We start from the raw sequence: 21,635 nt of genomic DNA on the forward strand, positions 1-21,635 counted from the left end.
AAGAGTCAGGTATTCAATTTAAACCAACGCTGCAGAACGATCATTACCCACAGACGTTGGTAAAGATAATCCTTACCCTGATCAAATTGTCTGACTAATGATAGCACTTCATCAGCGTCGAACAAACCAGTCCCTTCAAGCACAGCCTTGTTTAAATAATCATCTATCAGATAACGAAGGTCACCCCTCAACCAGGATGTCATCGGTACACTGAAACCCCATTTGGGACGATGAATTAAATCCTGGGGTAAATAATCTGCCAGCAATTCTTTGAGAAGCCATTTCGAAACGCCCTCAGTTCTTTTCATTGATTCCGGAAGAGCAAGAGCAAATTCGATCAGCATTTTATCAAGCAGAGGGCTTCTGCATTCAAGGCCATGGTACATGGAAGCACGATCAACCTTCACCAGCAAATCATCTTTAAGGTAATATTGAAGATCAAAGCGTGCCTGTTTCTCTGCAGTTGAGATTGTTCCGCTCAAAGCGCTATCAGAATAAACAAATGGATCAAACTCATTCTTATTTTTCAGCACCTTATCGCGTATCTCATGTTGAGAAAAAAAGTACTGCTCTTGTGAGAAGATGTGACTGCGGATCGAACCAATCTCAACAGGCTCCAGAATATGGGAAATACGTTGAAGACGACTATTGGAGGTAGCGAATAAAAGCCTTGAAAGAACACTTCCAAAATTCTTAAAGAAAGGAAGCTCAAGTCTGTGCGCCCATTGATACGCTCCATATCCCTGAAACAATTCGTCGCCGCCATCACCTGTAAGCACCACCTTCACTTGCTTGCGGGCCATTTCGGATACCATCATCATAGGAATTGCTGAAGGATCGGCAAAGGGCTCGTCAAAATAGTTAAGGTAAGCAGGCAAGATCTCCATGGCTCGACGTTCTTCCATGATATACTCATGGTGATCCGTGCCAAGATGGTTTGCTACACGTCTGGCATATTCAGCCTCATCAAACTTTCGATCTTTAAAACCAATTGAAAAGGTTTTCATCTTCTGCGAACTTTGACGCGATGCCAGGGCGGTGATCAGAGATGAGTCGGTCCCACCGCTGAGAAATGATCCAATAGGAACATCCCCCACTAATCTTTTCTTTACTGCCTGATCCAGTATTTTCCTGAGGGATGCCTTTGCATTTACTGTGTCGATGTCAAGAAGGGGAATTTCCTCTCCCGTAATATTCCAGTATTTATTTACTTGAAAAGAATTATCAGCCTTTAGCCATCCAAAGTTAGCCGCGGGAAATTTATTTATGGACTTGAATATTGTGTCAGGCTCAGGAATGTAACCGAGATGGAGGAAGTGAGAAATAGAAGAGCGATTAATTGTTCCTGACCTCTCTATCAGGGGAATCTTTAGTAATGCTTTAATTTCCGAAGCAAAGGCAAAAAAGGAATCTGACTTAAAATAGAAGAGTGGCTTCTTTCCCATCCTATCACGAAGCAAGAATAGCTGGTGATCCTGATGATCATAGATAGCAAATGAAAACATGCCATCCAGATACTTTGCAATTCCGGCTCCGTAAATTTCAAATGCTTCGACTATAACCTCTGTATCAGAATTTGTTTTGAAAATCAGGCCATGATCCTGTATTAACTTATCACGGAGCTGCTTATAGTTATAGATCTCTCCATTATAAACAATCACATACCTACCGGAGCTTGAATAAAATGGTTGATTTGCCTGTTCAGTTAAATCAATAATACTCAGTCGTGTATGACCTAGTAGAACATTGGCTGAAGGATTGATGAATGTACCTTCCGCGTCAGGGCCACGTTGACGAAGAGTGCTCACCATGCCCTCAATAGAAGAAGCATCAATAGCCGTATTGGAAAATATTCCTGCGATTCCGCACATGTGTTAACGTGTTCCTTTTACAACGGCTACCTGATTCACTCCATCATAGGTTACCATCTGACCTGAAACATTGACCAATCCAAATTCTTTAAACCACTTTACAACCTCTTCCAGTTGCTGCGGCTGGTCAAAAGCTGGTGAAAACATATCAAAGGTATCGAGTACAACCCATTCATGCAGTTGTTCCGGACTTAAATTCTTCGGTAGCGTCCGATTAATATCACAAACGGGAAGAAATCTGGTTAGAAATCCGAGTCCAATTCGATTCAAACCACGATACAGACGTATCAGACGATCAGCATTGGATTCAATGGTGTTCAGCAATTTTGTATGATCCCACTTTCGTGTAATGGGCCTCAGTAAATATTTAGCATGAATCTTAGTGTACCAGCCTTTGATCTGATAAAAATCCACTATGAGTGTTCCACCAGGTTTAACCATTTGAGTGAGACACTCAACTGAGTGCTTTACATCTGGCGTATGCTGCAAAACTCCAAAGCAGAAAACTTTATCAAATTGAGCCGGCTCAAACGGAAGATCATAGATGCTAGCCTGAAATAATCTTAATCGTGGATGCGGTCCATTGTTTCTGAAGTTTGCTTCTACCGCGTGAGAATAGTCAACACTGACCAGGTTCGCATTCGTATTATTCAAAACAATACTTGAAAAACGACCCGCACCTGAACCTACTTCCAGAACATTCTGATGAGTCAAGTCTTCCTCATTCCATTTTGTCACTGCAAAAAAACGATCATGACTTTGCTTCTGACCGCTTTGAAATCTATCAAGCTGTGTTGTCTGAAATTTATTCCATTGAAACCCAAAGCTCTCTGAATAATTGGGTGTCTGATCACAATAGATCACTTCGTTGAAAGAATTCAGGATCGTTCCTTTGCTTCCAACCAGTTCTTTCGATGTTATCCTGAATTTTTCGGTCTTATCTGCTAACAACATTTTGAGCGGATTAAGCCAGATCTGTGCTTTTATTCAGTTGATCCAATTGCTCAGGGGTATCAACTGTGAACCAATTCTTTGGATACACATTAGAGCAATAGAGTTGAGAGGAAAGAATAAGCTGCTGCCACACTTCATAAAAATCCTGAACGGGCCTGGTAAGTTTATTTATTTTCTTAAGATCAACAATCTGGATGCCGGAACAATACATGTCAGAAGGTTTGTTGCGATTAAGTTCGATCACTTTATTCTTATCATGATGAATGTAGTCACCCTCGAGACCTGGCACCGGTAATACAGGAATAACCATGCATGCGGGAGCATTGAATTTCTCATATTCCTTTTCAAGAAGATCAAAATCAAGATCTGTAACATTGTCTGCCGTAAGAACTACGACGGGTCCTTCAAGCTGACTCATCAATGAATTATAGATCCACCATGCATTTCCTTTGCCTTCCGTATTAATGACCGTGTCTACACCCAGGCCGATTACATGTTCAGCGAGTAAAGCGCCTTTATATCCTACCGTAATATGAATGTGATCCACATGCTGGATCAGTTTTCTGATACCATTTTCGATAAGAGTATATTCTCCATACCGGATCATAGGCTTAGGAATATGGTCGGTCATGGTACGCATTCTTGTACCGCGACCAGCCGCCATGATCAAAGCATGTTTTAATTTACGCATACTCTTATAAAAACTCCTGCGAGGGGGGATTTGAAATCAATTGCTCAATCTCTTTTTCCGTAAGGCGGTTTGCATTTTCAGAAGACAATGCCACAGTTACCGGTGAAGCTACTTTCTCATTGAACGAAAGCAGAAAATGCCTGACTCCAGAAAAATTTAACTCTTGAGTAAATGGAATCTCCTGATCCCCAATCAGAAATTCATCAAGTCTTTCTCCCGGGCGGCCATCAATTTTTTCATAACGGCCTCCATATTTCTTTATCCATACCTCGAGGACATCCATGATCTGCGCTGACTTCATTTCACGTGAAAGGACTTTTCCTTTGACAATTGAAATATTTTCAATGGCTGTTTTTACAAGTTCAACAGCTTCATGAACGGTAAAGAAAAATCTTCGCATTTCAGGTCCGGTCGTTCCAATTACTTTGGTATCATCGTGCATCCTTTTCCACAACGGCAGAACTGAACCCGTTGACCATGCAACGTTGCCATATCGAACACATGTAAACTGTGTGCTGGTCTTACTATTCATTGAACAGAACAATCGTTCCATCAACGCTTTTGTAAGTCCATACGTATTACGGACGGGTGGAGAAGCTTTATCTGTTGACACTCCCACTACGGTTTCCACGCCGCAGTCAATTGCAATACGGGCAACATTTTGAGAGCCTGTTACATTCACATCGATACACTCCATTGGGAATTTCTCTGAGAGGTCGACAAATTTGGTTGCTGCGGCATGCACAACGATTGACGGCTTGAATTCAACCATTACATCTTTCACCGAACCCGCATTCGTTACATCCAGCGGTACCACTTCACATCCGGTGTATCCTTTAGCTTTGAAATTCTGTTTGTTATTCCTGGCACCCAGTATTACGTTGTAATTGTTCTTTAATGAAAGAGCAAGCTCACGGCCTAAAAATCCTGTGCCTCCTGTGACCAAAAGTATTTTCTTCATTGCTTTGAAGTTCTATTAAACCCTGCAAGTAACTGAAAAAAATTCGAGTAGAAACTTCTGGATTTTAGCACCATCCAATTTGAGGCAAAAGCCATTCTTAAATATTGGAAAGAAAGCTTCTTGTCAGTCTTCCCGGCAAGTCCAGCGAGAAAGATGAACAACCCTGATTTCAGTTCTCCTAAGAATGGTTTATATACCGAATTCATTGATGGATCTGTTTCAACTTTTCTGATCAGAAACTCAACTCTGCTTTCAGCAGCCCGGAGATCAAGTTGATTCATTGTACGCTGGGCATGATGAAGAATTCCATTGTTTACTTTATTGATACGGCCCACGTTTTTAACGCTTGCCAGAACCCGCAGCCAATACTCATAATCCTCAGAACCGACCAGAACAGGAGTTTCATCCCATGATATGTTCCGATAAATCTCACGATCCATAAATACTCCTATGCAGGAAAGGAAGTTTCCTTTTGCTATTGCACGTATTGGATTATCCAATGAATTGAACTGATACTTATAAATGACTTCCCTCTTTGAATCAACGAGCTCATATAAATTATGAAAAAGCCTGACGTCGGGATGACTCATGGCATACTGATATGCATCCTTCAAATTATCCGGGTACATGAAATCATCGGAGTCGAGGAAGGTGACATATTTGCCATTTGCATTTTGCTGACCGGTATTTCTTGATTTGGCGCGCTCATAGTTTTTATCATGAACAATGAGTTTAAGTTTTCCGTCGCGGATGTATGGTTCAAGAAGTTTGGCTGTGTTATCCTGTGATGCGTTGTCGACAACAATGATTTCAAAATCCTGAAAAGACTGATCAAAAACTGTTTGAAGTGTGTTTAAAATAAAATCAGCCCTGTTATAAGTTGGGATGATAATAGAAAAGAAAACTTCTTTATGATGACTCATTGCCAACTATTCACCAGTTAAATAAAGTTTTTCAAGCCGGGTAGTCATTTGATCAATTGAAAATCTCTTTTCAACATAAACTCTGCCTTGTTCAATTAATCGCTTTGAAAGAGGGGGATCGTTTAACAATCTACGAATATTAAAAGCAATCATTTCACTCTGCTTATAATCTACCACCAGCGCATTCACACCATTAACAATAAATTCATTGGCAATTCCTGATAATGTGAAAATTGAGGGGATACCTGCAGCAAGAGCTTCCACATAGGTTTGTCCAAATGCTTCACACTTTGAATCAATAGGTGCATGAATAAAGATATCAAAGCAGTGATAAAGTGGCGCTACATCATTTTCAAATGGAATGATGGTTTGATTTGCATCAGGGATGGCAAGCATCATGGCAGCAATTTCTTTTTCAAAATCACCACCAGCGTTGGCGAGCACAAGGTGTGCATTTGGATATTCTTTTAAAATTTCCCGAAAGGCAGGTATGATAAATTGTATTCCCTTCCACTCGGTATGGCGCGCGATGACACCCACTACCGGATGACTACCCTTGAGTTTATATTTTGATTTGAATTTCTCAATTGTTGTGTCTCTGGTTGAGAAATAGGCAAGATCAAATCCATGAGGAATGGATCTTATCTTATCCGAATGAACACCCTCAAGGTTTACTAACGTTTCATAGAGAGAATTAGAAGGTATAATAATATGTGTTGCAAGCTTATTAATAAACCGATCTATATAAACTGCCTTAGGATAATACTGATGATGAAGGGTGGCGTGATGCCTGGTGTAAATTCTTCTTTTTATTCCGAGGAGTCGTGCTGCAAAAAGTCCGATCAGATTAGCATGATAAAGATGTGTGTGTACAACCTGAGGTTTTTCCCTTCTTAAAATTGAAAATACCTTGAAGAAAGCAAGGATCATGGAAACCTTTCCCGCCAACGGAATATGAAATACCTTCAGATTCTTATCATGAAGAAATTGACTTAACTCCGTCTTCGATTGTCCTAATAAGATAAATGAAAGTTGTATGTTTTTTCTCACTAATCCATCAATCATCCATTCAAGCTGAAGCGACTTGTGGACGTGAGAGATAATGAATACAATTTTCAATTGATTCATGCTTGGGCCAATAGATCGAAATGCAAATTTTTAAAATCCGTTTTGTCAGAAATAACTGCTCCATTTCCTGTGTGAATGAAATCCTTATAACCCAACTCCATTAGATATTTTATAAGCTCATGAGCAGTGTCTCCCTGATAGCGGAGATTATCATCGTTGATCTCAACAAACAATATCGGATGATCTGCGGAAAGAATTTTTTTTGCCCCTTTTAAGACCTTTAACTCATAGCCCTCAACATCAATTTTAATCAGATCTATTGCCGTCCTCTCCCTTTGATCGAAAAAAAGATCCAGAGTAGTAATCGGTACCTTTTCACCGCTTGTTCCTGATTTGCCTATTCTGTTCCCACCAAGGTTCCCGGCGGTTCTTATCTCCATAACCGCTTCACCTTTTTGCTCACCAAGCCCAAGATGATGAATAGAAATATTATCAAAGTGATTAAGCGCTAGATTTTCCTTCGCTCTGAAATAGTTTAATGGATCTGGTTCAAATCCAATCACTGTAACATCGCGCTGCGCTGATCCCATGCGCATGCTTACATATCCAATATTGGCTCCGACATCAATGCATAAAAAACCAGGCTTTACAAGATTTAATAGCCGGTCATATGATCTGGACTCTTCATTATCATAACCAAAGTAAAGGCCGTGGCCTAAAAAATCACTGATGTCTGCTTTTAACTTTACACCAAACCTGTTGAACTTACGAAAGGAAGAGTGAGGATAGGTATAGCTATGAGGAACGATCTTATAAATCAACCTGTCCATCGAAACACCTTGTGTTTTCGCCACCAACCACTTTTCAAATAAATAGAATTTGAAAATGCTTCTTAGCTTATGAAGTATTCTTGTTTTGAGAGGTTGAGATTTATGATCCGTCAATTCTATTACCGTTTGCTACTAATTGTCAATGGATACCATTTTCAAAGAACTCCTGAGTTTAGAAATGCGTTCGGAGTTTATTTCCTTTCCAAAGTTCTTAAAGTTTTTCACAAGCCTCATCTTTTCCTTGAGATTCCATTGCCTTGAATAGAAAGTTCTCCCGGAACCAATCTCCGACTGTGGATGATTTGAGTTTCCTCCAGCTTCCAAATGCGAGACTGCCTTCATACATAAATGATGTGCATGCTCCATTACTTTGATATGTACGGCCGAAAGATCCTCAGAGCCGTCAAACCTGGAGGTTTCTGTAGCGATAATATTACCTGAATCAATTCCTGCATCGATCCACAAAACAGTATTTCCTATCAGATGAAATTCATTATTGGCAATACACCAATTCGTACAGTTTGGCCCGCCATTCAGATACGGAGAGAGTCCGGTATGAAGATTGATGATCCCGATTTTTGCTTTTAATGACAATAGTTCATTTTTTATCAAAGATGTTCCTGAGACAATAATCAGATCAGGATCCAAAGCACGTGTAAAGGCAAGCACCTGGCCATTGTTTATATCGGAGACCTTTAACTTGGTAACATCCGGAAATTGAGAAAAACTATGTTCATAAAAATCAAGCATTTCAACCCATGCCTTTGAGATACTACCCAACATGAGTTTCTCTATTACTTTTTCAAATACCCGGGATACTGTGATCTTTCGTTTTGGTAGCCTGTTCTCAATCACGATGCCAGTCAGCGGAAATAAAGCATGAATCTTATTGGAAAGGGCTTTTTGATTCGCTTCCCCATTGATCCACATAACAATTTTCATTTGTAGCCTGTGACGGTTTTGATATTCCCCAGCAAATTAGTGATCCTTAATTTCATTTTCCACCATGGCTCATTGTAGAGTTCAATTCGGGGAATTTCGAATTGTGAATCCTTTTCGGGATTGAAGATGGTCTGCTTTACCGCGAGCCCTGTTTTATAGCCAACCTCCTTACTGATATCAATCACTTTCTGATTATAGCTTCCCACAGGATAAGAAATAGTAGTAGGAAAATAGCCCAAATTCTTTTCAATAGCTTCCGCTGAGGTTAGAAGTTCGGAACGTATTTCGTTCACATGATCCATGGTGCCTAACATTCCATGAGCAGCGGTGTGCGAACCTATATAATGGCCCGCCTGACTAAGCTGCTTCAAGTCATTCCATGACATCATGTTCTTTGGAAACTCGACATCATTATAAGTTTGAAAGACTACTTCCAGCAACTGATTACGTTGCACATGTGACAGTTTCTTGATAACACCTTTGAACTTTTTAACGTAATTAATTCTGTCATCTGCAGAGAACAAATCTTCTACCCTCAATTCCTGTGGAAGAAAATTAAATCCTAAATGAATTTTAGAAATCCGTGTATGCCCAAAAGCATAGTCAAGCATAAAAGTCCACGTCGGAATATTCTTATCGATACAATCAGTTACTACATAAAAAGAAGCCTTGCAATTATACTTTGATAATATTTCCGCACCATACTCAATGTTGTCTTTATAGCCATCATCAAAAACAATTGTCGCAAACCTTCTTTTGCTATGAATTTCATCTGATTGAATTAAATCTTCAAGTCTGCGAACTTCATAATTCTTTGAAATGTATTGAATAGCTTTTTCGAAACGCGATACATCCATAGGATCCCAAAGGGGGTCACGAACAGGGCTTACACGATGAAACAAGAAATTACTTACCATAATACTTTAAGCAGCAGGTCGCGTCATCATGACAGAATGTACGTAGATATAAGCACTGTAAAGTTTATAACGCAAGGATTGAGGAAGACTTAGGAAAACTTTGGATTCGAACAATGGTTCCCACCGGTTTTCATTCCCGAAGAAGAATTTCTTAATGCCATCACCGGAGAGTGAGGCACTCCATTTAAAATGGTTCGGAAGTATTTTCTTGTATTCAGGATGTTTTTTCAATAGAACATACTTAGACATCATGTACTCCTTCTGACGACGAACGTAAGGCAGTAACGTTGAAAAATCATCATGATATCCATTGATCTTAGGAATATAACGAATGGGAATCCCTTGCTGAAGAGCGCGAATCCCAAAATCAAAATCTTCCGAATCTCTAAGTGTGGAATCAAATTCACCCACCTTCCAGAACGTCTTTTTTGTTAGAGAAAGATTGGCCGAAGTAATTCCATAATTGGCATATGAGATGGTGGTACTCTGCAACTCCCTCCATCCTGATTCAATAGTTCTTCTGTAATTCCAAAAGTCATTAAGTCTGGCCTTTTCAGGATCCATCTCCAGGTGACCAAACATGATCTCGTTTTGATTTTCCAAATGAAAGTTCCTGTGAAGCTCTACGGCATCTTTAAAAAGCCTGATGTCATCATCAATAAAAATCAGAATTTCGCCTTTGGAAGCATTTACGCCTTCATTCTTTGCATGCGCCCTTCCCCTGTTTTCAATAAAATGAACACTCATGCGCGGAAGAATACCATCAAATCTCTTAATTACATCTTGTGTGTTGTCAGTGGATCCATCTATGATAATGACAACTTCAAAATCAGGAAATGTTTGCTGTGAAAGCGCAGTCAGTGCCGCTTCAATTTTGTGAGCTCCGTTAAAGGTTGGAATGATGACACTGATATTCATCCAGGCTATGATTGTATTCTCCCCTCATGCAGAAATGAAATATATCCTCTGTGCTGCTTGTCGTATGGAACAATGTCTCCTTCAGGAAGAGAAATATGGAAAGAGTTGAGATCATAAAAGTCACCCTGAACGGCATTCGATGAAATATAAATTCCCATGTGATAAATTCCATCCACCAGTTGAAGGCCATTTAATGTTCCTGAAAATATCAGATCATTCTTCTCCCGTGATTTTGACAACAACTCTTCACTTCGAAGATCAACGATGCCAATACGTTCATTCAATTCATTGTAGAGCAAAAGGGCAAGACCCGAAATCGTGTTAGGAGCGCTAGACGAAATACGAAACGAATAATGAAGAGAGTCTCCAGAACTCAATTCACTCTTCTGAAAAACGAAATCATGCAATGATATTCCCTCTGCAAGCTTTATAACGGATCGATCTGTCTTTTTCTCTTCACGATTTTTAAGATACGTATGCATGACCTGATCCGGTGTGCCCATTGCTGTGATCTCCCCCTGATCAAGCAATAACGATCGGTTACATAATCGTGAAACAGCAGCCATATTATGACTTACAAAAAGAATGGTTCTTCCGCTCTTTCTAACGTCGTCCATCTTTCCGAGACACTTCTTTTGAAATTCAGCATCACCCACAGCTAATACTTCATCAATAATCAATATCTCAGGCTCAAGAAATGCGGCGACTGAGAATGCCAGGCGCAACTGCATTCCACTGGAATAATGCTTTAAGGGAGTATCAAGAAATTTCTCTGTTCCACTGAAGTCAATGATCTCATCAAATCTTGAAACAATTTCTTTTTTCTTCATGCCCATCAGTGAGCCGTTGAAAAAGACATTCTCACGTCCGGTTAATTCAGGATGAAAACCCGTTCCAACTTCAAGCAAGCTGGCCATCCTTCCTCTTCCTTTTATTTTTCCTTCGGTGGGTGGAGTGATCTTCGAAAGGATTTTAAGCAGAGTGGATTTTCCTGCACCATTCTTTCCAATGATTCCAAGTGAATCTCCTGGATTGACATCGAAGGTGACATCTTTCAAAGCCCAGAAATCTTCTTCCCTGGGAGAAGATCTAAGAACGTTTGACATTCGGTCACGAAGACTCAGATACGATTCCTGGTGATGGATCGTAAATTTCTTTGAAACGCTATGCAATTCAAGAACTGGCTTCATGATAAATCGGCGAAGTACATTTCAGTTCTTTTAAAGTATAAAATCCCGGTCAGCAACATGATGACTCCGGAAACAATACTGATAGTAACCATCTCAGTATTCATCATGCCGCCATTGAAAGGTGCACGGAAAATCTCAATAGCAGCGTACATGGGATTTAGCGCCAGAAGAATTTCTATCCACTTCTGTTTGACCATCATCTGAGGATAGATCACAGGAGAAAGAAAAAGTAAAGCCTGTACGAGAAATGGGATAACGTATCGAAAGTCGCGATACTTAATATTCAATGCAGCCAGCCAGCAGCCAGGGCCAAATGTAGCGATGCAGGAAAAAAGTATTCCCAGAGGCCAGAATAATATTGCTGATGATATATCAATGGAGGGCGAATACCAGAACAGCATGCCAATAAATACAATGAAAGCAAAGCACAGATCAACTAATGATGAGAGAATGGAGCTGATGGGAATGATCAGTCGGGGAAAATAAATTTTCTTGATAATGTTTGAATTGGTCACCATGCTATTTCCAGCATTGGTGATGCCATTGGAGAATAGATTCCAGAGGATCAATCCTGAGAAAACAAATAAGGGATAGGGAAGACCAGTACTTTGAATGCCCATTCCACGACTAAAGAACAGGGTAAAGATCAGCATCATGAAGAGTGGCTGGAGAACGGCCCAAAAAATTCCCAATACCGTCTGCTTGTATTTTACTTTAACATCTCTCCAGGTAAAAAAATAAAAGAGCTCACGGTATTGCCAGATTTCACTCAGGCCAAGCGATAACTTTCCGGGTGGGTTTATAACAAATTCATCATTGTCCTTCATTGAAGACTGGGCAATTTCTCTCAAAAGTGCGCAAAATTATGGAGAGATCATTATTTTGGTTTCACCATCTCTTTTTCATTAGCGACACACCTTTCCGAATCATTATGTTTTTATACTATCTTTCTTTTTGTGACTAAAAAATGCATTGCATTCATCTGCCCCTATCCCGTTGGACAATCTCCATCGCAACGATTCAGGTTTGAGCAGTACTTTGAACTCTTAAGCAGCAATAACTTTGAATATCATGTTTATCCCTTCCTGGGAGTTTCCTCTTGGAAAATTCTTTACAAAAAAGGTAATTCTGTTAGGAAGATCTTTGGGATCTTAAGTGGCTTTACAAAAAGGTTTGGCCTGCTGTTTAATATTGGAAAATTCGATTTCATCTTCATTCACCGTGAAGCAACTCCGATCGGGCCGCCTTTTTTTGAATGGATGATTGCAAATTTCTTTCGGAAGAAGATCATTTACGACTTTGATGATGCAATCTGGCTGGCCAATACTTCTGATGAAAATAAGATTATTTCTGGGTTAAAATGGCATCACAAGTTCAATGTCATCTGCAATGCCAGCTACCGTCTAAGCTGTGGAAATCAATTTCTGGCCGACTACGCTCTGCAATTCAACAATGCTTTAATCGTAAATCCTACAACAATTGATACAATTCATCATCATAATCCGGACAAACATCCAATAGCACAAAATAAAAATAAAATCATCATTGGCTGGACAGGCTCCCATTCAACATTGCCATACTTAACTCCACTCCTTCCAGTTATTGAAACTCTATGGAAAAAATATCCTGAAATTGAATTGCTCATCATAGCTGATAAAAATCCTGAATGGCAACAACCCTTTATAAATTTTGTTCAATGGTCAAAAGACACGGAAATAGATGACCTGATGAAAATTGATATTGGGATTATGCCTATGCCAAATGAAACATGGACTAAGGGAAAGTGCGGCTTCAAGGCCTTACAATATATGAGTCTTAAGAAACCGGCACTCGTTTCACCCGTTGGAGTCAACTCTGAAATCGTTGATCAAGTCGTGAACGGATTTCTTTGTTCAACGGAAGAAGACTGGATTCAGCATCTTGAGTATTTACTTCATCATCCTGAAGCGCGTAAAACAATGGGAGAAAAAGGAAGAGAAAAAGTAGAGAAATATTATTCCGTTTCTTCCAACTCTTCAACATTCCTGTCGCTGTTTGAATAGTTCATCAGGATGACAAGTGCCAGCATGTAGAATGGCAGCAAAGGAATCTTATACCGTGTGAGCGTTCCAAAATTAAATGTTGAAATACCAACAGCAAATGCAAAGCTGATGGAGAATGCAAGGCAGAACAGAACGTTGTAATTTGTTAGCCCAAGAAATATCTGCCTGAAGTTCCTGACAATAATGTAAAGCGTAAATATCAACAGGAAACTACTTTCGATCGCAGACACCAACATGAGAGGATTTCTCACTTCCCAGAGATAAGGTCTGAAAAGAGAAACATTTATAGCAGCCGGGGCCGCCAGTATCATTCCAGCGGGTGTCCAGTCTTCAATATCCAAAGTATACCCTGATCCGGCATCTCGTCCCGTCCAATACCTGATATCATATGCGGTGATACGGGCCGTCTTGGCAAGATTACCGACCGAATACTTCGCGTCGTCTTCACCAATCTTAACGATTGAATAAATACTGGAAACCAAAACCAACGTTACTACGAGCGGAACCAGCAGCATTTTAAGAACAGTTGATCGGATTCTTCCAAAGTTGTAAGCAACAATCCAGACAATGATAGCAGGAAGGTAAACCTGAAGGATAAAGATCTTAACACTGAAAATAACATAGAGAGAAATGAGCAATGCTACCACAGACCAGAATGAGCCTTTCCTTTCAATGAACAGCAAATGAAAGTGATATGTGGCTACACCCAGGCAACTAATGATCACCGTATCCTTTAAAACCCCACTACCCCAAAAAAACACTGAGGGAATAAAGAGAGTGGCAACTGCTATCCCGCGATGGAACCTGGGAAATTCTTTATAGAATGTTAAGTAAAGCATCCACATAGCAGCAAAACTTCCCGCTCCAAATAAAACAGCTGTTGCAGAGTATGAAGAGAAAGTCAGCAAATCAAACAACGCAGCAATTCTGATAACAAAATATGAACTATGATCCCTATAGAAATAGATTCGTGAAGAGTACTCGTAAATACCCGTACTATTGCTTCCGTCATTTAACAAAAGCTTGAGACCAATGTCTGGAGAATCTGTAAATGCCTCCCAGACAACCCGACTGCCATTGGTATGATAGTTAAAGGTATCGCCTCCACTATAATAAAACTGATAGATGAACCCGAGCGCAATTGCTCCGAGTATTCGAACTGTAAGGGCTGGGAAAAAATATCCTCTGTTAATTTGATCGGTTACATGAGGCCGAATCACATACGCACCTGCATAGATGAGCAGAATAATGATTGGCGTAACAAGTAAGTCGCGTAATTCCAATAGGCATTACTTTAAAGAAAGATCGAGGTCCTTATAAACCATGCGAAGACCTTCTTCGAGTTCAATTTTATGTTTCCATCCGAGTTGATGGATTTTTGAAACATCCATCAACTTGCGTGGTGTACCATCTGGTTTCGTGGTGTCATATTCGATAGTGCCAGAATATCCAGCCACTTTCGCTATTAATTTTGCAAGAGAATCGATAGTGAGATCAGAGCCTGTGCCAATGTTAAGAAAACCAGGTTCATTAAAATTGTTCATCAGAAAAAGAGATGCCTCAGCAAGATCATCGACATGAAGAAACTCGCGCATCGGAGTTCCTGTTCCCCATACGCTGACGGTGGTTTCCTTTTGCTTTGCAGCATCATGAAACTTCTTCAGCAATGCTGGTATCACATGCGATGTCTGAAGATTGTAGTTATCATTTGGCCCGTAGAGATTTGTGGGCATCGCTGAAATAAAATTACAGCCATACTGAGAACGGTAAGCATCACACATTTTTATCCCTGCGATTTTCGCGATAGCATAAGGTTCATTGGTAGGCTCCAGAAGACCGGTCAGCAATGATTCTTCTTTCAATGGCTGAGGAGCCATCTTGGGATAAATACAGGAACTTCCAAGAAAAAGAAGTTTCCTGACCTGATTTTTGTACGATTGATGGATCACATTATTTTGGATCATCATGTTATCATAAAGGAATTCAGCCCTGTAAGTATTATTGGCTACTATACCTCCAACTTTTGCAGCAGCGAGAAAAACATATTCAGGCTTCTCCGACTCAAAGAATTTTTCTACAGCCACATGATCACGAAGATCAAGTTCCTTCGATGTCTTTAGAACAAAATTGGTAAATCCGTCTTTTTTTAACTTTCGCAGGATGGCAGAGCCAACCATTCCTCTATGACCTGCTACAAATATCCTCGATTGACTGTTCATGATTCGGTACGCCTAACAACCTTAAAGCCACCCTTTTTAAGAACGATATCTTTTTTGAATAACTCAAGGTCTGCTGCGACCATTTCATTCACCAGTTCAGGCAATGTAGTGCGTGGCACCCATCCCAGCTTTTCCTTAGCCTTCGTAGCATCACCTATCAGCAATTCTACTTCGGTAGGTCTGTAATATCGCGGGTCAATCTCAATTACAGTTTGGCCAATATTCAGTTTGATCTCAGAATTTTTAATGGATTCAACAATCCCAATTTCCTTTTCACCTTTTCCTTTAAAGGAGACGATGATTCCTGCTGCTTCGAAAGCCATCTTACAAAAATCCCTGACGGAAGTTTTCTTACCGGTCGCCACCACAAAATCTTCCGCTACAGGTGCCTGAAGCATGCGCCACATCACCTCCACATAATCCTTGGCATGACCCCAATCGCGTTCAGCGTCCAGATTCCCAAGAAATATTTTATCATCAAGTCCCAATGCTATCTGCGCAACGCCTCTTGTGATCTTTCTGGTAACAAAAGTTTCTCCCCTTAATGGGCTTTCGTGATTGAAAAGAATTCCATTAACAGCAAACATATTGTATGCTTCACGATAATTTACCGTGATCCAGTAAGCGTAAAGTTTTGCAACTCCATAAGGAGATCTTGGATAAAACGGAGTGGTTTCCCTTTGAGGAATTTCCTGAACCAGTCCATAAAGCTCAGAAGTACTTGCCTGATAGAATCTTGTTTTCTCAGTAAGTCGCAACAAACGAATTGCCTCCAGAATTCTTAGCGTTCCAATTCCATCAGCATTAGCAACGTACTCAGGTTCTTCGAAAGATACTTTTACATGGCTCATTGCGCCCAGATTATAAATTTCATCTGGCTCAACATCCTTGACAATACGGGTGATATTCAAGGCATCTGTCAGATCTCCATAATGAAGATGGAAACTGGAATTCTTCTCATGGGGATCAAGATATAAATGATCGATCCGTGAAGTGTTGATCATCGAGGATCTCCTTTTAATACCATGAACTTCATAACCTTTTGAGAGCAGTAGTTCACTCAAATAGGCTCCATCCTGGCCGGTAACTCCTGTAATCAATGCACGTTTTTTCATTATTTTATTTTAATCTTCTTTCTCCAAATTTTTCAGCCTTCGCTTTGCATCCTTGAAGGCTTCATCCTTGCGACCTGCCTTATCCTTCACTTCTTTAAAGTATTTCCTGGCTTCTGCCGTGTTTCCCTCTTTGCTGGCAATTTCCCCGAGGGCTATCAAAGAGTAAAGATAATACCCTGAATCAGTTGCACCACTCTGTAACGAGAATTGTACCGCCTGCAAATAGTACTTTTTAGCCATATCCTGCTGTCTCCGCCCCTCTCCCAACTGCCCTAAAAAGAATGCTGCATACCTTCCGCTGGTAGCTTCATAGCCAGCCTTAGAGCTATCGATTCTATTTAATATTTCTTTAGACTCACGCTCCATGTCGGTGTATAGTCCCCGCGCATACAACATTCTTGCATAGTACCGATGAAAATATGGATTATCGGGATACGTCTGGTGAAGGTATTCGGAAAGTTGAAGAGCTTGTTCATTTTTGTTTTCATAGCTATTCCAGATACGCATTAACCAAACCATGGCTTCTGTCCGGGTGTAGAAAGCATTGTATGAAACCTCCTTAAGCTGTTTAAGACCAAGCTCTTTATCTCCTTTCGGAAAAAACCAAAGAATAGGTTTTAAAGCTGGATAGTTTTCAGGCACCCAAACAGAAAAATAATTATAGAGCGCATCACCAAATAATAGTTCAGGGCTTAGATAATTCTTCTTCTTACACTCTTCAAGATAACCGAGAGCTTTTTTTCCTGCGACCGCAGCTTTTCTCCATTCTTTACGCTCTTCATCTGAATATAGTCTTCCTTTAAAACCGTATGCTGCCGCCAGAAAAAATGCAGACTCGGTTGCATACTCCGGATTTTTATCATGAAGGTGTTCAGCAACCATAATTGTGCTGTCCATGTATGCCAGGAATCTTTCATCATGAGACCGGTCATTCGTGCTGGGCATAATCTTCCACCACTCACTCAGACCCAACAGGAAATATGGTAATGGATGCCACGCATACTTTTGCTTGAACCATCTGAATTGCTGTTCCGCTTTTGCAAACTTAAAATTGTAAAGATCGTTCAAAGCCTCTGTGGTTTCGATCTGAACGTTCAGGCTGGAAATCAATATAATAGTTGTGTCTTTTTTTGCCTGAGCAGAGGCAGAAAAGGAAATAAACCCCGTTAAAAGGGCAACTAAAATTTTAAACCTATATTTCACGGTCGCAAAAGTAACACCCAGATTTCAGTAATCAGTATGGAAGTTTCCAACGAGCAAAAATCCATTTTTAATACGCCTAAGAGGCAAACATTTATTCTTCTGTGTCTGGCCACATTGACACTCCTTTATATCAAGAAGTCAATGATTGAAAACGAAACAGCGGCGTTTGAGTTCCTTGCTGACCAGCCTGCCGGTTCTTTTCTCTATATACGAAGCGCATTGCAGTATTTTTCTATACCTCTGATCTACGCTTGGAAGTTTACGGTGCTGGGCCTTGTGATCTGGATGGGCTGTTTCCTTTTCGGCTATAGAGTTACCTATTCCCAATGTTGGGGAATTGTGTTAGTCGCTGAATATGTTTTTCTGATCCCTGAATTAATAAAAATCGTTTGGTTTCTGGTTATCTATGGTGATCCAAACTATTACGATATCCAGGCTTTCTACCCTTTCTCTTTGATGAATTTTGTAAACTATATGGAGTTACCCAAGCATTTAGCTTATCCCTTCAAAGCCCTGAACTTGTTTGAAATACTTTATTGGTATGTACTGGCGGTAGGCATTCAGCATTTCTCCAAAAGAGGAATGAAGCCAGCATGGACCATTGTGTTGAGTTTCTATTTGCCGATCTTTTTGCTGTGGATCCTGTTTTACATAATCGTCTACTAATGACAACGGTTACACCGATCTGATCTTTATTTGACGACCTGAAACAACACCTGAAATTTGCAAGCGTTAAAATAATGGTCTTTTTGAGCGCTGGTCATAAAAACTGACAGCGATTATCGACTATTCCTTATTTTCGCCCAGATTTTCTAAAAACTCATGAATTTTCAAAAAACCAATAATTACACCGGCTGGCTGGCTTTTGCCATTTCTCTGATCGCTTACTGGCTCACCTTTGAAGAGACTGCCAGCTATTGGGATTGCGGGGAGTTCATTGCTGTTGCTTATAAGCTCGAGGTGTCCCACCCACCAGGCGCTCCTTTATTCATGCTGTTGGGAAGAATGTTCTCCTTTCTTGCAATGGGCGACCTGACTAAAGTGGCTTATTGGATCAACTTCATGAGTGTCTTAGCGAGTGCATTCACCATTCTTTTCCTCTTCTGGTCTATTACTTTATTTGGAAGGAAGATAATGGGTGTTGCAAAAGATACCGATTTAACTGCCGGTCAGATCTGGACTCTCATGGGAGCTGGATTAGTAGGATCATTGGCTTATACCTTTTCAGAATCATTCTGGTTTTCCGCAGTGGAAGCAGAAGTATATGCAATGTCTGCTTTCTTCACTGCCTTCGTCGTGTGGGGAATTTTGAAATGGGATGTTATTGAAGATGACAGCGCGGCAAACCGGTGGTTGATTTTTATCGCATACGTGGTAGGACTATCTATCGGTATTCACATGTTAAATCTTGTGACTATCCCTGCGTTGGGACTGATCTATTATTTTAAAAAATATAAGCCTACCACCTGGGGAATCATTGCTGCTCTTGGCGTGAGTGGTTTCCTTGTACTATTCATCAATGATATTATTGTTCCAGGCTTACCTGGTTTTGCTGCAGGCTTTGAAATTTTCTTTGTCAACAATCTGAGCTTACCATTCGGATCCGGTGTGATCGTATTCTGTCTGATACTCATCGGAGGACTTGCTTTTGGAATTCGATATTCACATGTTAATAATAAACCTGTATTAAACACATTCTTACTTTCTACTGCATTCATCCTGATAGGATATGGATCTTATGCAACAATCGTAATACGTTCCAACTTTGACACCCCTATCAATGAAAATGCTCCTAAAGACATCATGTCATTTGTTCGTTATCTGAAACGTGAGCAATATGGTAGTCGTCCATTATTATATGGACCGTATTTCACCTCCAGAATCATAGACTACAAGGAAGGCGCAGCAGTTTATACCAAAGGAAAAGACAAATACGAGATCACCGATCACAAATTCTCATACGTCTATGAGCCAAATTCAGAAACTTTTTTACCACGCGCCTGGAATCCTGAGTACAAGCAATCTTATCGTGATATCATTGGTTTAAAGGATGGAGAGAAACCAACCTGGGGACAAAACATTGCCTATATGTTCCGTCAGCAAATTGGACACATGTACATGCGCTACTTCATGTGGAACTTTGCGGGACGCGAAAGTGACATCCAGGGAGCGGATTGGTTAAGTCCCATGGATGCATTTAAAAAAGTGCCGGACCTCATTGCTAATAATAAGGCACGGAATAACTTCTTCATGATCCCGTTCATTCTGGGCTTTATTGGAATGTTCTATCAATTCATTAAGGACACTAAAAACTTTGCCGTGGTAGGGCTTCTGTTTGTCATGACAGGGGTTGCTATTGTTGTGTATCTGAATTCTCCGCCAGAAGAACCACGCGAACGAGACTACATCTACGCGGGCTCAACATATGCTTTCACATTCTGGATTGGCTTTGCGGTAATAGGCATCGCTGAATTCTTCAATGGGTTTTTGAAAAATCTCAAGACCAGTGCTATTGCCGCAACTGCCATCTGCCTTTCCGCTCCAATACTGATGGGCGCTGTAGGTTGGGATGATCATAATCGCTCTGATCGCTTCTTCTCTGTCGATTCAGGAAAGAATTATCTCGCCTCCTGTGATCAGGATGGAATCATCTTTACCGGTGGTGACAATGATACCTTCATGCTATGGTATGCTCAGGAAGTTGAAGAGTATCGCAATGATCTTCGTGTGGTAGTTTTCAGTTATTACAATACTGACTGGTACATAGATCAGTCGATGAAGAAGGTGAATAATTCTCCTCCTTTCAAGTATACTTTGACACTTGATCATTATCGCCAGGGTGGCTTTAACGACGTGTTATACTTCCAGGACCTTAAAATCCCAAGCATTGACCTGCTCCAGTTCCTTGATTTACTGAAGAAGAATTATCCTCAGCTCCGTGTTGAACGCAATAACATCGTACCAAGTAAGGTATTTACTCTTCAGGTGAATAAAGCAGATGTAATTGCTAAAGGAATTATTCCTAAAGGCATGGACAGTCTGGTAGTGGATCAAATGAAACTTAGACTTCGTGGCAACGTGCTTGAGAAAAAAGACCTGGCATTTCTTGACATCCTTGCTACTAATAACTGGGAGCGCCCCATCTACCTTAACAACACATCGCTTTCTCAATTAAATATTGAAATCCGGGATTATGTTGTTCAGGAGGGAAATGCGTACAGGGTATTGCCGATTAAAAACAATCGCAAGGATCGTGAGAATCTTGTGAACACTACCTCTTCATATAAAAAGATGATCCAGGATTTTGGCTACAGAGGTCTTGATAACCCAAAATTGTATTTCAATGAAGATTACAGGGGCTTTGTTCAAAATCATCGTGGTTCACTGAACTCACTTGCAGAAGGCTTCCTTGACGAAGGAAATATTGAAAAAGGCAAAGAAGTGCTTTTGTTCTCACTCAATAAGATTCAGGATAAGGCAGTACCATACGATCTTACAACCGTAACTACCGTTGAGCTTCTTTTCAGGGCTGGCGAAAAGAGTAAAGCAATTGAAGTTGCAAATGTTCTAGGTCCGCGCGCAGAGGAGATGACAGATTATGAGATGGCTCAGTTTTCAGGAATATCGCTTGATATCAGAAGAAATCTTTATGTACTCTCTGAGCTTCAGCGCATCTTATATGAAAATGGAGAACTTGAACTGGCCAAGAAATATGAAGATGCTTATCAAAGAATCGTTGAAACTCTTCAGGTGACCGCAGGAACAAGACAGCAGGATATGTAACACCAATT

The 21,635-nt window shown here is 40.4% G+C and carries 19 protein-coding genes; 3 read left to right on the forward strand and 16 right to left on the reverse strand.

The features are described 5' to 3' along the window. Positions 1–5 precede the first annotated feature (5 nt). Genes asnB through HOP08_06725 form a run of 12 tightly spaced genes read right to left on the reverse strand, consistent with a single transcriptional unit; the run spans position 6 to position 12,116 of the window. Complete coding sequence (gene asnB / locus HOP08_06670; protein NOT74593.1) at positions 6–1,871, reverse strand: asparagine synthase (glutamine-hydrolyzing); 1,866 nt, start codon at positions 1,869–1,871, stop codon at positions 6–8. Between the two features lie 3 nt (positions 1,872–1,874). Then, the gene (locus HOP08_06675) at positions 1,875–2,825 is read right to left on the reverse strand and encodes a methyltransferase domain-containing protein (protein ID NOT74594.1); all 951 of its coding nucleotides are present in this window, start codon (positions 2,823–2,825) and stop codon (positions 1,875–1,877) included. A gap of 10 nt (positions 2,826–2,835) precedes the next feature. After that, positions 2,836–3,516 (reverse strand): NDP-sugar synthase, encoded by a 681-nt coding sequence (locus HOP08_06680; GenBank protein NOT74595.1) that lies wholly within the window; start codon positions 3,514–3,516, stop codon positions 2,836–2,838. 4 nt (positions 3,517–3,520) lie between these two features. Further along, on the reverse strand, positions 3,521–4,477 hold the full coding sequence (locus HOP08_06685; protein NOT74596.1) for a polysaccharide biosynthesis protein: 957 nt from the start codon (positions 4,475–4,477) through the stop codon (positions 3,521–3,523). After that, positions 4,474–5,400, reverse strand: a complete 927-nt coding sequence (locus HOP08_06690; protein NOT74597.1) for a glycosyltransferase family 2 protein — start codon at positions 5,398–5,400, stop codon at positions 4,474–4,476. Before HOP08_06690 ends, HOP08_06685 begins: the two co-directional genes overlap by 4 nt. A 6-nt stretch (positions 5,401–5,406) precedes the next feature. After that, on the reverse strand, positions 5,407–6,528 hold the full coding sequence (locus HOP08_06695) for a glycosyltransferase family 4 protein (protein ID NOT74598.1): 1,122 nt from the start codon (positions 6,526–6,528) through the stop codon (positions 5,407–5,409). Continuing rightward, entirely contained in the window at positions 6,525–7,412 is an 888-nt protein-coding gene (locus tag HOP08_06700; protein NOT74599.1) for an FkbM family methyltransferase, read from the reverse strand. Before HOP08_06700 ends, HOP08_06695 begins: the two co-directional genes overlap by 4 nt. Positions 7,413–7,430: 18 nt before the next feature. After that, positions 7,431–8,240, reverse strand: coding sequence for a hypothetical protein (locus HOP08_06705; protein NOT74600.1), 810 nt, complete (start codon positions 8,238–8,240; stop codon positions 7,431–7,433). Further along, on the reverse strand, positions 8,237–9,157 hold the full coding sequence (locus tag HOP08_06710; GenBank protein ID NOT74601.1) for a polysaccharide deacetylase family protein: 921 nt from the start codon (positions 9,155–9,157) through the stop codon (positions 8,237–8,239). Before HOP08_06710 ends, HOP08_06705 begins: the two co-directional genes overlap by 4 nt. A 6-nt stretch (positions 9,158–9,163) precedes the next feature. Then, entirely contained in the window at positions 9,164–10,075 is a 912-nt protein-coding gene (locus HOP08_06715; protein ID NOT74602.1) for a glycosyltransferase, read from the reverse strand. A gap of 5 nt (positions 10,076–10,080) precedes the next feature. Beyond that, complete coding sequence (locus HOP08_06720; protein NOT74603.1) at positions 10,081–11,265, reverse strand: ABC transporter ATP-binding protein; 1,185 nt, start codon at positions 11,263–11,265, stop codon at positions 10,081–10,083. Then, entirely contained in the window at positions 11,262–12,116 is an 855-nt protein-coding gene (locus tag HOP08_06725; protein NOT74604.1) for an ABC transporter permease, read from the reverse strand. Before HOP08_06725 ends, HOP08_06720 begins: the two co-directional genes overlap by 4 nt. Before the next feature lie 105 nt (positions 12,117–12,221). On the opposite strand from HOP08_06725, the gene HOP08_06730 reads away from it, so the two are divergent. Further along, complete coding sequence (locus HOP08_06730; protein ID NOT74605.1) at positions 12,222–13,307, forward strand: glycosyltransferase family 4 protein; 1,086 nt, start codon at positions 12,222–12,224, stop codon at positions 13,305–13,307. On the opposite strand, the gene HOP08_06735 is transcribed toward HOP08_06730, so the two are convergent. From HOP08_06735 to HOP08_06750, 4 genes are read right to left on the reverse strand one after another with little or no spacing between them, the layout of a single operon-like run. Then, positions 13,259–14,590, reverse strand: coding sequence for a hypothetical protein (locus HOP08_06735; GenBank protein ID NOT74606.1), 1,332 nt, complete (start codon positions 14,588–14,590; stop codon positions 13,259–13,261). The two genes, HOP08_06730 and HOP08_06735, sit on opposite strands and share 49 nt — an antisense overlap. Positions 14,591–14,596: 6 nt before the next feature. Beyond that, positions 14,597–15,526 carry a GDP-L-fucose synthase gene (locus HOP08_06740; protein ID NOT74607.1) on the reverse strand — a complete coding sequence of 310 codons (930 nt, stop codon included), beginning with the start codon at positions 15,524–15,526 and terminating at the stop codon, positions 14,597–14,599. Next, on the reverse strand, positions 15,523–16,641 hold the full coding sequence (gene gmd / locus HOP08_06745) for a GDP-mannose 4,6-dehydratase (protein NOT74608.1): 1,119 nt from the start codon (positions 16,639–16,641) through the stop codon (positions 15,523–15,525). The genes HOP08_06740 and gmd overlap by 4 nt, the downstream gene beginning before the upstream one ends. A gap of 9 nt (positions 16,642–16,650) precedes the next feature. Beyond that, positions 16,651–17,844, reverse strand: a complete 1,194-nt coding sequence (locus HOP08_06750) for a tol-pal system protein YbgF (protein NOT74609.1) — start codon at positions 17,842–17,844, stop codon at positions 16,651–16,653. 36 nt (positions 17,845–17,880) lie between these two features. Between HOP08_06750 and HOP08_06755 the strand changes: the two genes are divergently transcribed. Together HOP08_06755 and HOP08_06760 are read left to right on the forward strand one after the other, a co-directional pair. After that, a complete protein-coding gene (locus HOP08_06755) occupies positions 17,881–18,510 on the forward strand; it encodes a hypothetical protein (GenBank protein ID NOT74610.1) in 630 nt (209 codons plus the stop codon). Positions 18,511–18,666: 156 nt separating this feature from the next. Next, the gene (locus HOP08_06760; GenBank protein ID NOT74611.1) at positions 18,667–21,627 is read left to right on the forward strand and encodes a DUF2723 domain-containing protein; all 2,961 of its coding nucleotides are present in this window, start codon (positions 18,667–18,669) and stop codon (positions 21,625–21,627) included. Positions 21,628–21,635: the final 8 nt, after the last annotated feature.

It is taken from the genome of Cyclobacteriaceae bacterium, assembly GCA_013141055.1.
Taxonomy (GTDB): Bacteria; Bacteroidota; Bacteroidia; order Cytophagales; family Cyclobacteriaceae; genus ELB16-189.

What these genes read in the sequence shown, in the direction of transcription:
- gmd (NOT74608.1), bottom strand. Translation starts at nt 16,641, where the DNA reads ATGAAAAAACGTGCATTGATTACAGGAGTTACCGGCCAGGATGGAGCC.
- HOP08_06740 (NOT74607.1), bottom strand. Translation starts at nt 15,526, where the DNA reads ATGAACAGTCAATCGAGGATATTTGTAGCAGGTCATAGAGGAATGGTT.
- HOP08_06675 (NOT74594.1), bottom strand. Translation starts at nt 2,825, where the DNA reads ATGTTGTTAGCAGATAAGACCGAAAAATTCAGGATAACATCGAAAGAA.
- HOP08_06680 (NOT74595.1), bottom strand. Translation starts at nt 3,516, where the DNA reads ATGCGTAAATTAAAACATGCTTTGATCATGGCGGCTGGTCGCGGTACA.
- HOP08_06755 (NOT74610.1), top strand. Translation starts at nt 17,881, where the DNA reads ATGGAAGTTTCCAACGAGCAAAAATCCATTTTTAATACGCCTAAGAGG.
- HOP08_06705 (NOT74600.1), bottom strand. Translation starts at nt 8,240, where the DNA reads ATGAAAATTGTTATGTGGATCAATGGGGAAGCGAATCAAAAAGCCCTT.
- HOP08_06690 (NOT74597.1), bottom strand. Translation starts at nt 5,400, where the DNA reads ATGAGTCATCATAAAGAAGTTTTCTTTTCTATTATCATCCCAACTTAT.
- asnB (NOT74593.1), bottom strand. Translation starts at nt 1,871, where the DNA reads ATGTGCGGAATCGCAGGAATATTTTCCAATACGGCTATTGATGCTTCT.
- HOP08_06685 (NOT74596.1), bottom strand. Translation starts at nt 4,477, where the DNA reads ATGAAGAAAATACTTTTGGTCACAGGAGGCACAGGATTTTTAGGCCGT.
- HOP08_06720 (NOT74603.1), bottom strand. Translation starts at nt 11,265, where the DNA reads ATGAAGCCAGTTCTTGAATTGCATAGCGTTTCAAAGAAATTTACGATC.
- HOP08_06695 (NOT74598.1), bottom strand. Translation starts at nt 6,528, where the DNA reads ATGAATCAATTGAAAATTGTATTCATTATCTCTCACGTCCACAAGTCG.
- HOP08_06760 (NOT74611.1), top strand. Translation starts at nt 18,667, where the DNA reads ATGAATTTTCAAAAAACCAATAATTACACCGGCTGGCTGGCTTTTGCC.
- HOP08_06710 (NOT74601.1), bottom strand. Translation starts at nt 9,157, where the DNA reads ATGGTAAGTAATTTCTTGTTTCATCGTGTAAGCCCTGTTCGTGACCCC.
- HOP08_06715 (NOT74602.1), bottom strand. Translation starts at nt 10,075, where the DNA reads ATGAATATCAGTGTCATCATTCCAACCTTTAACGGAGCTCACAAAATT.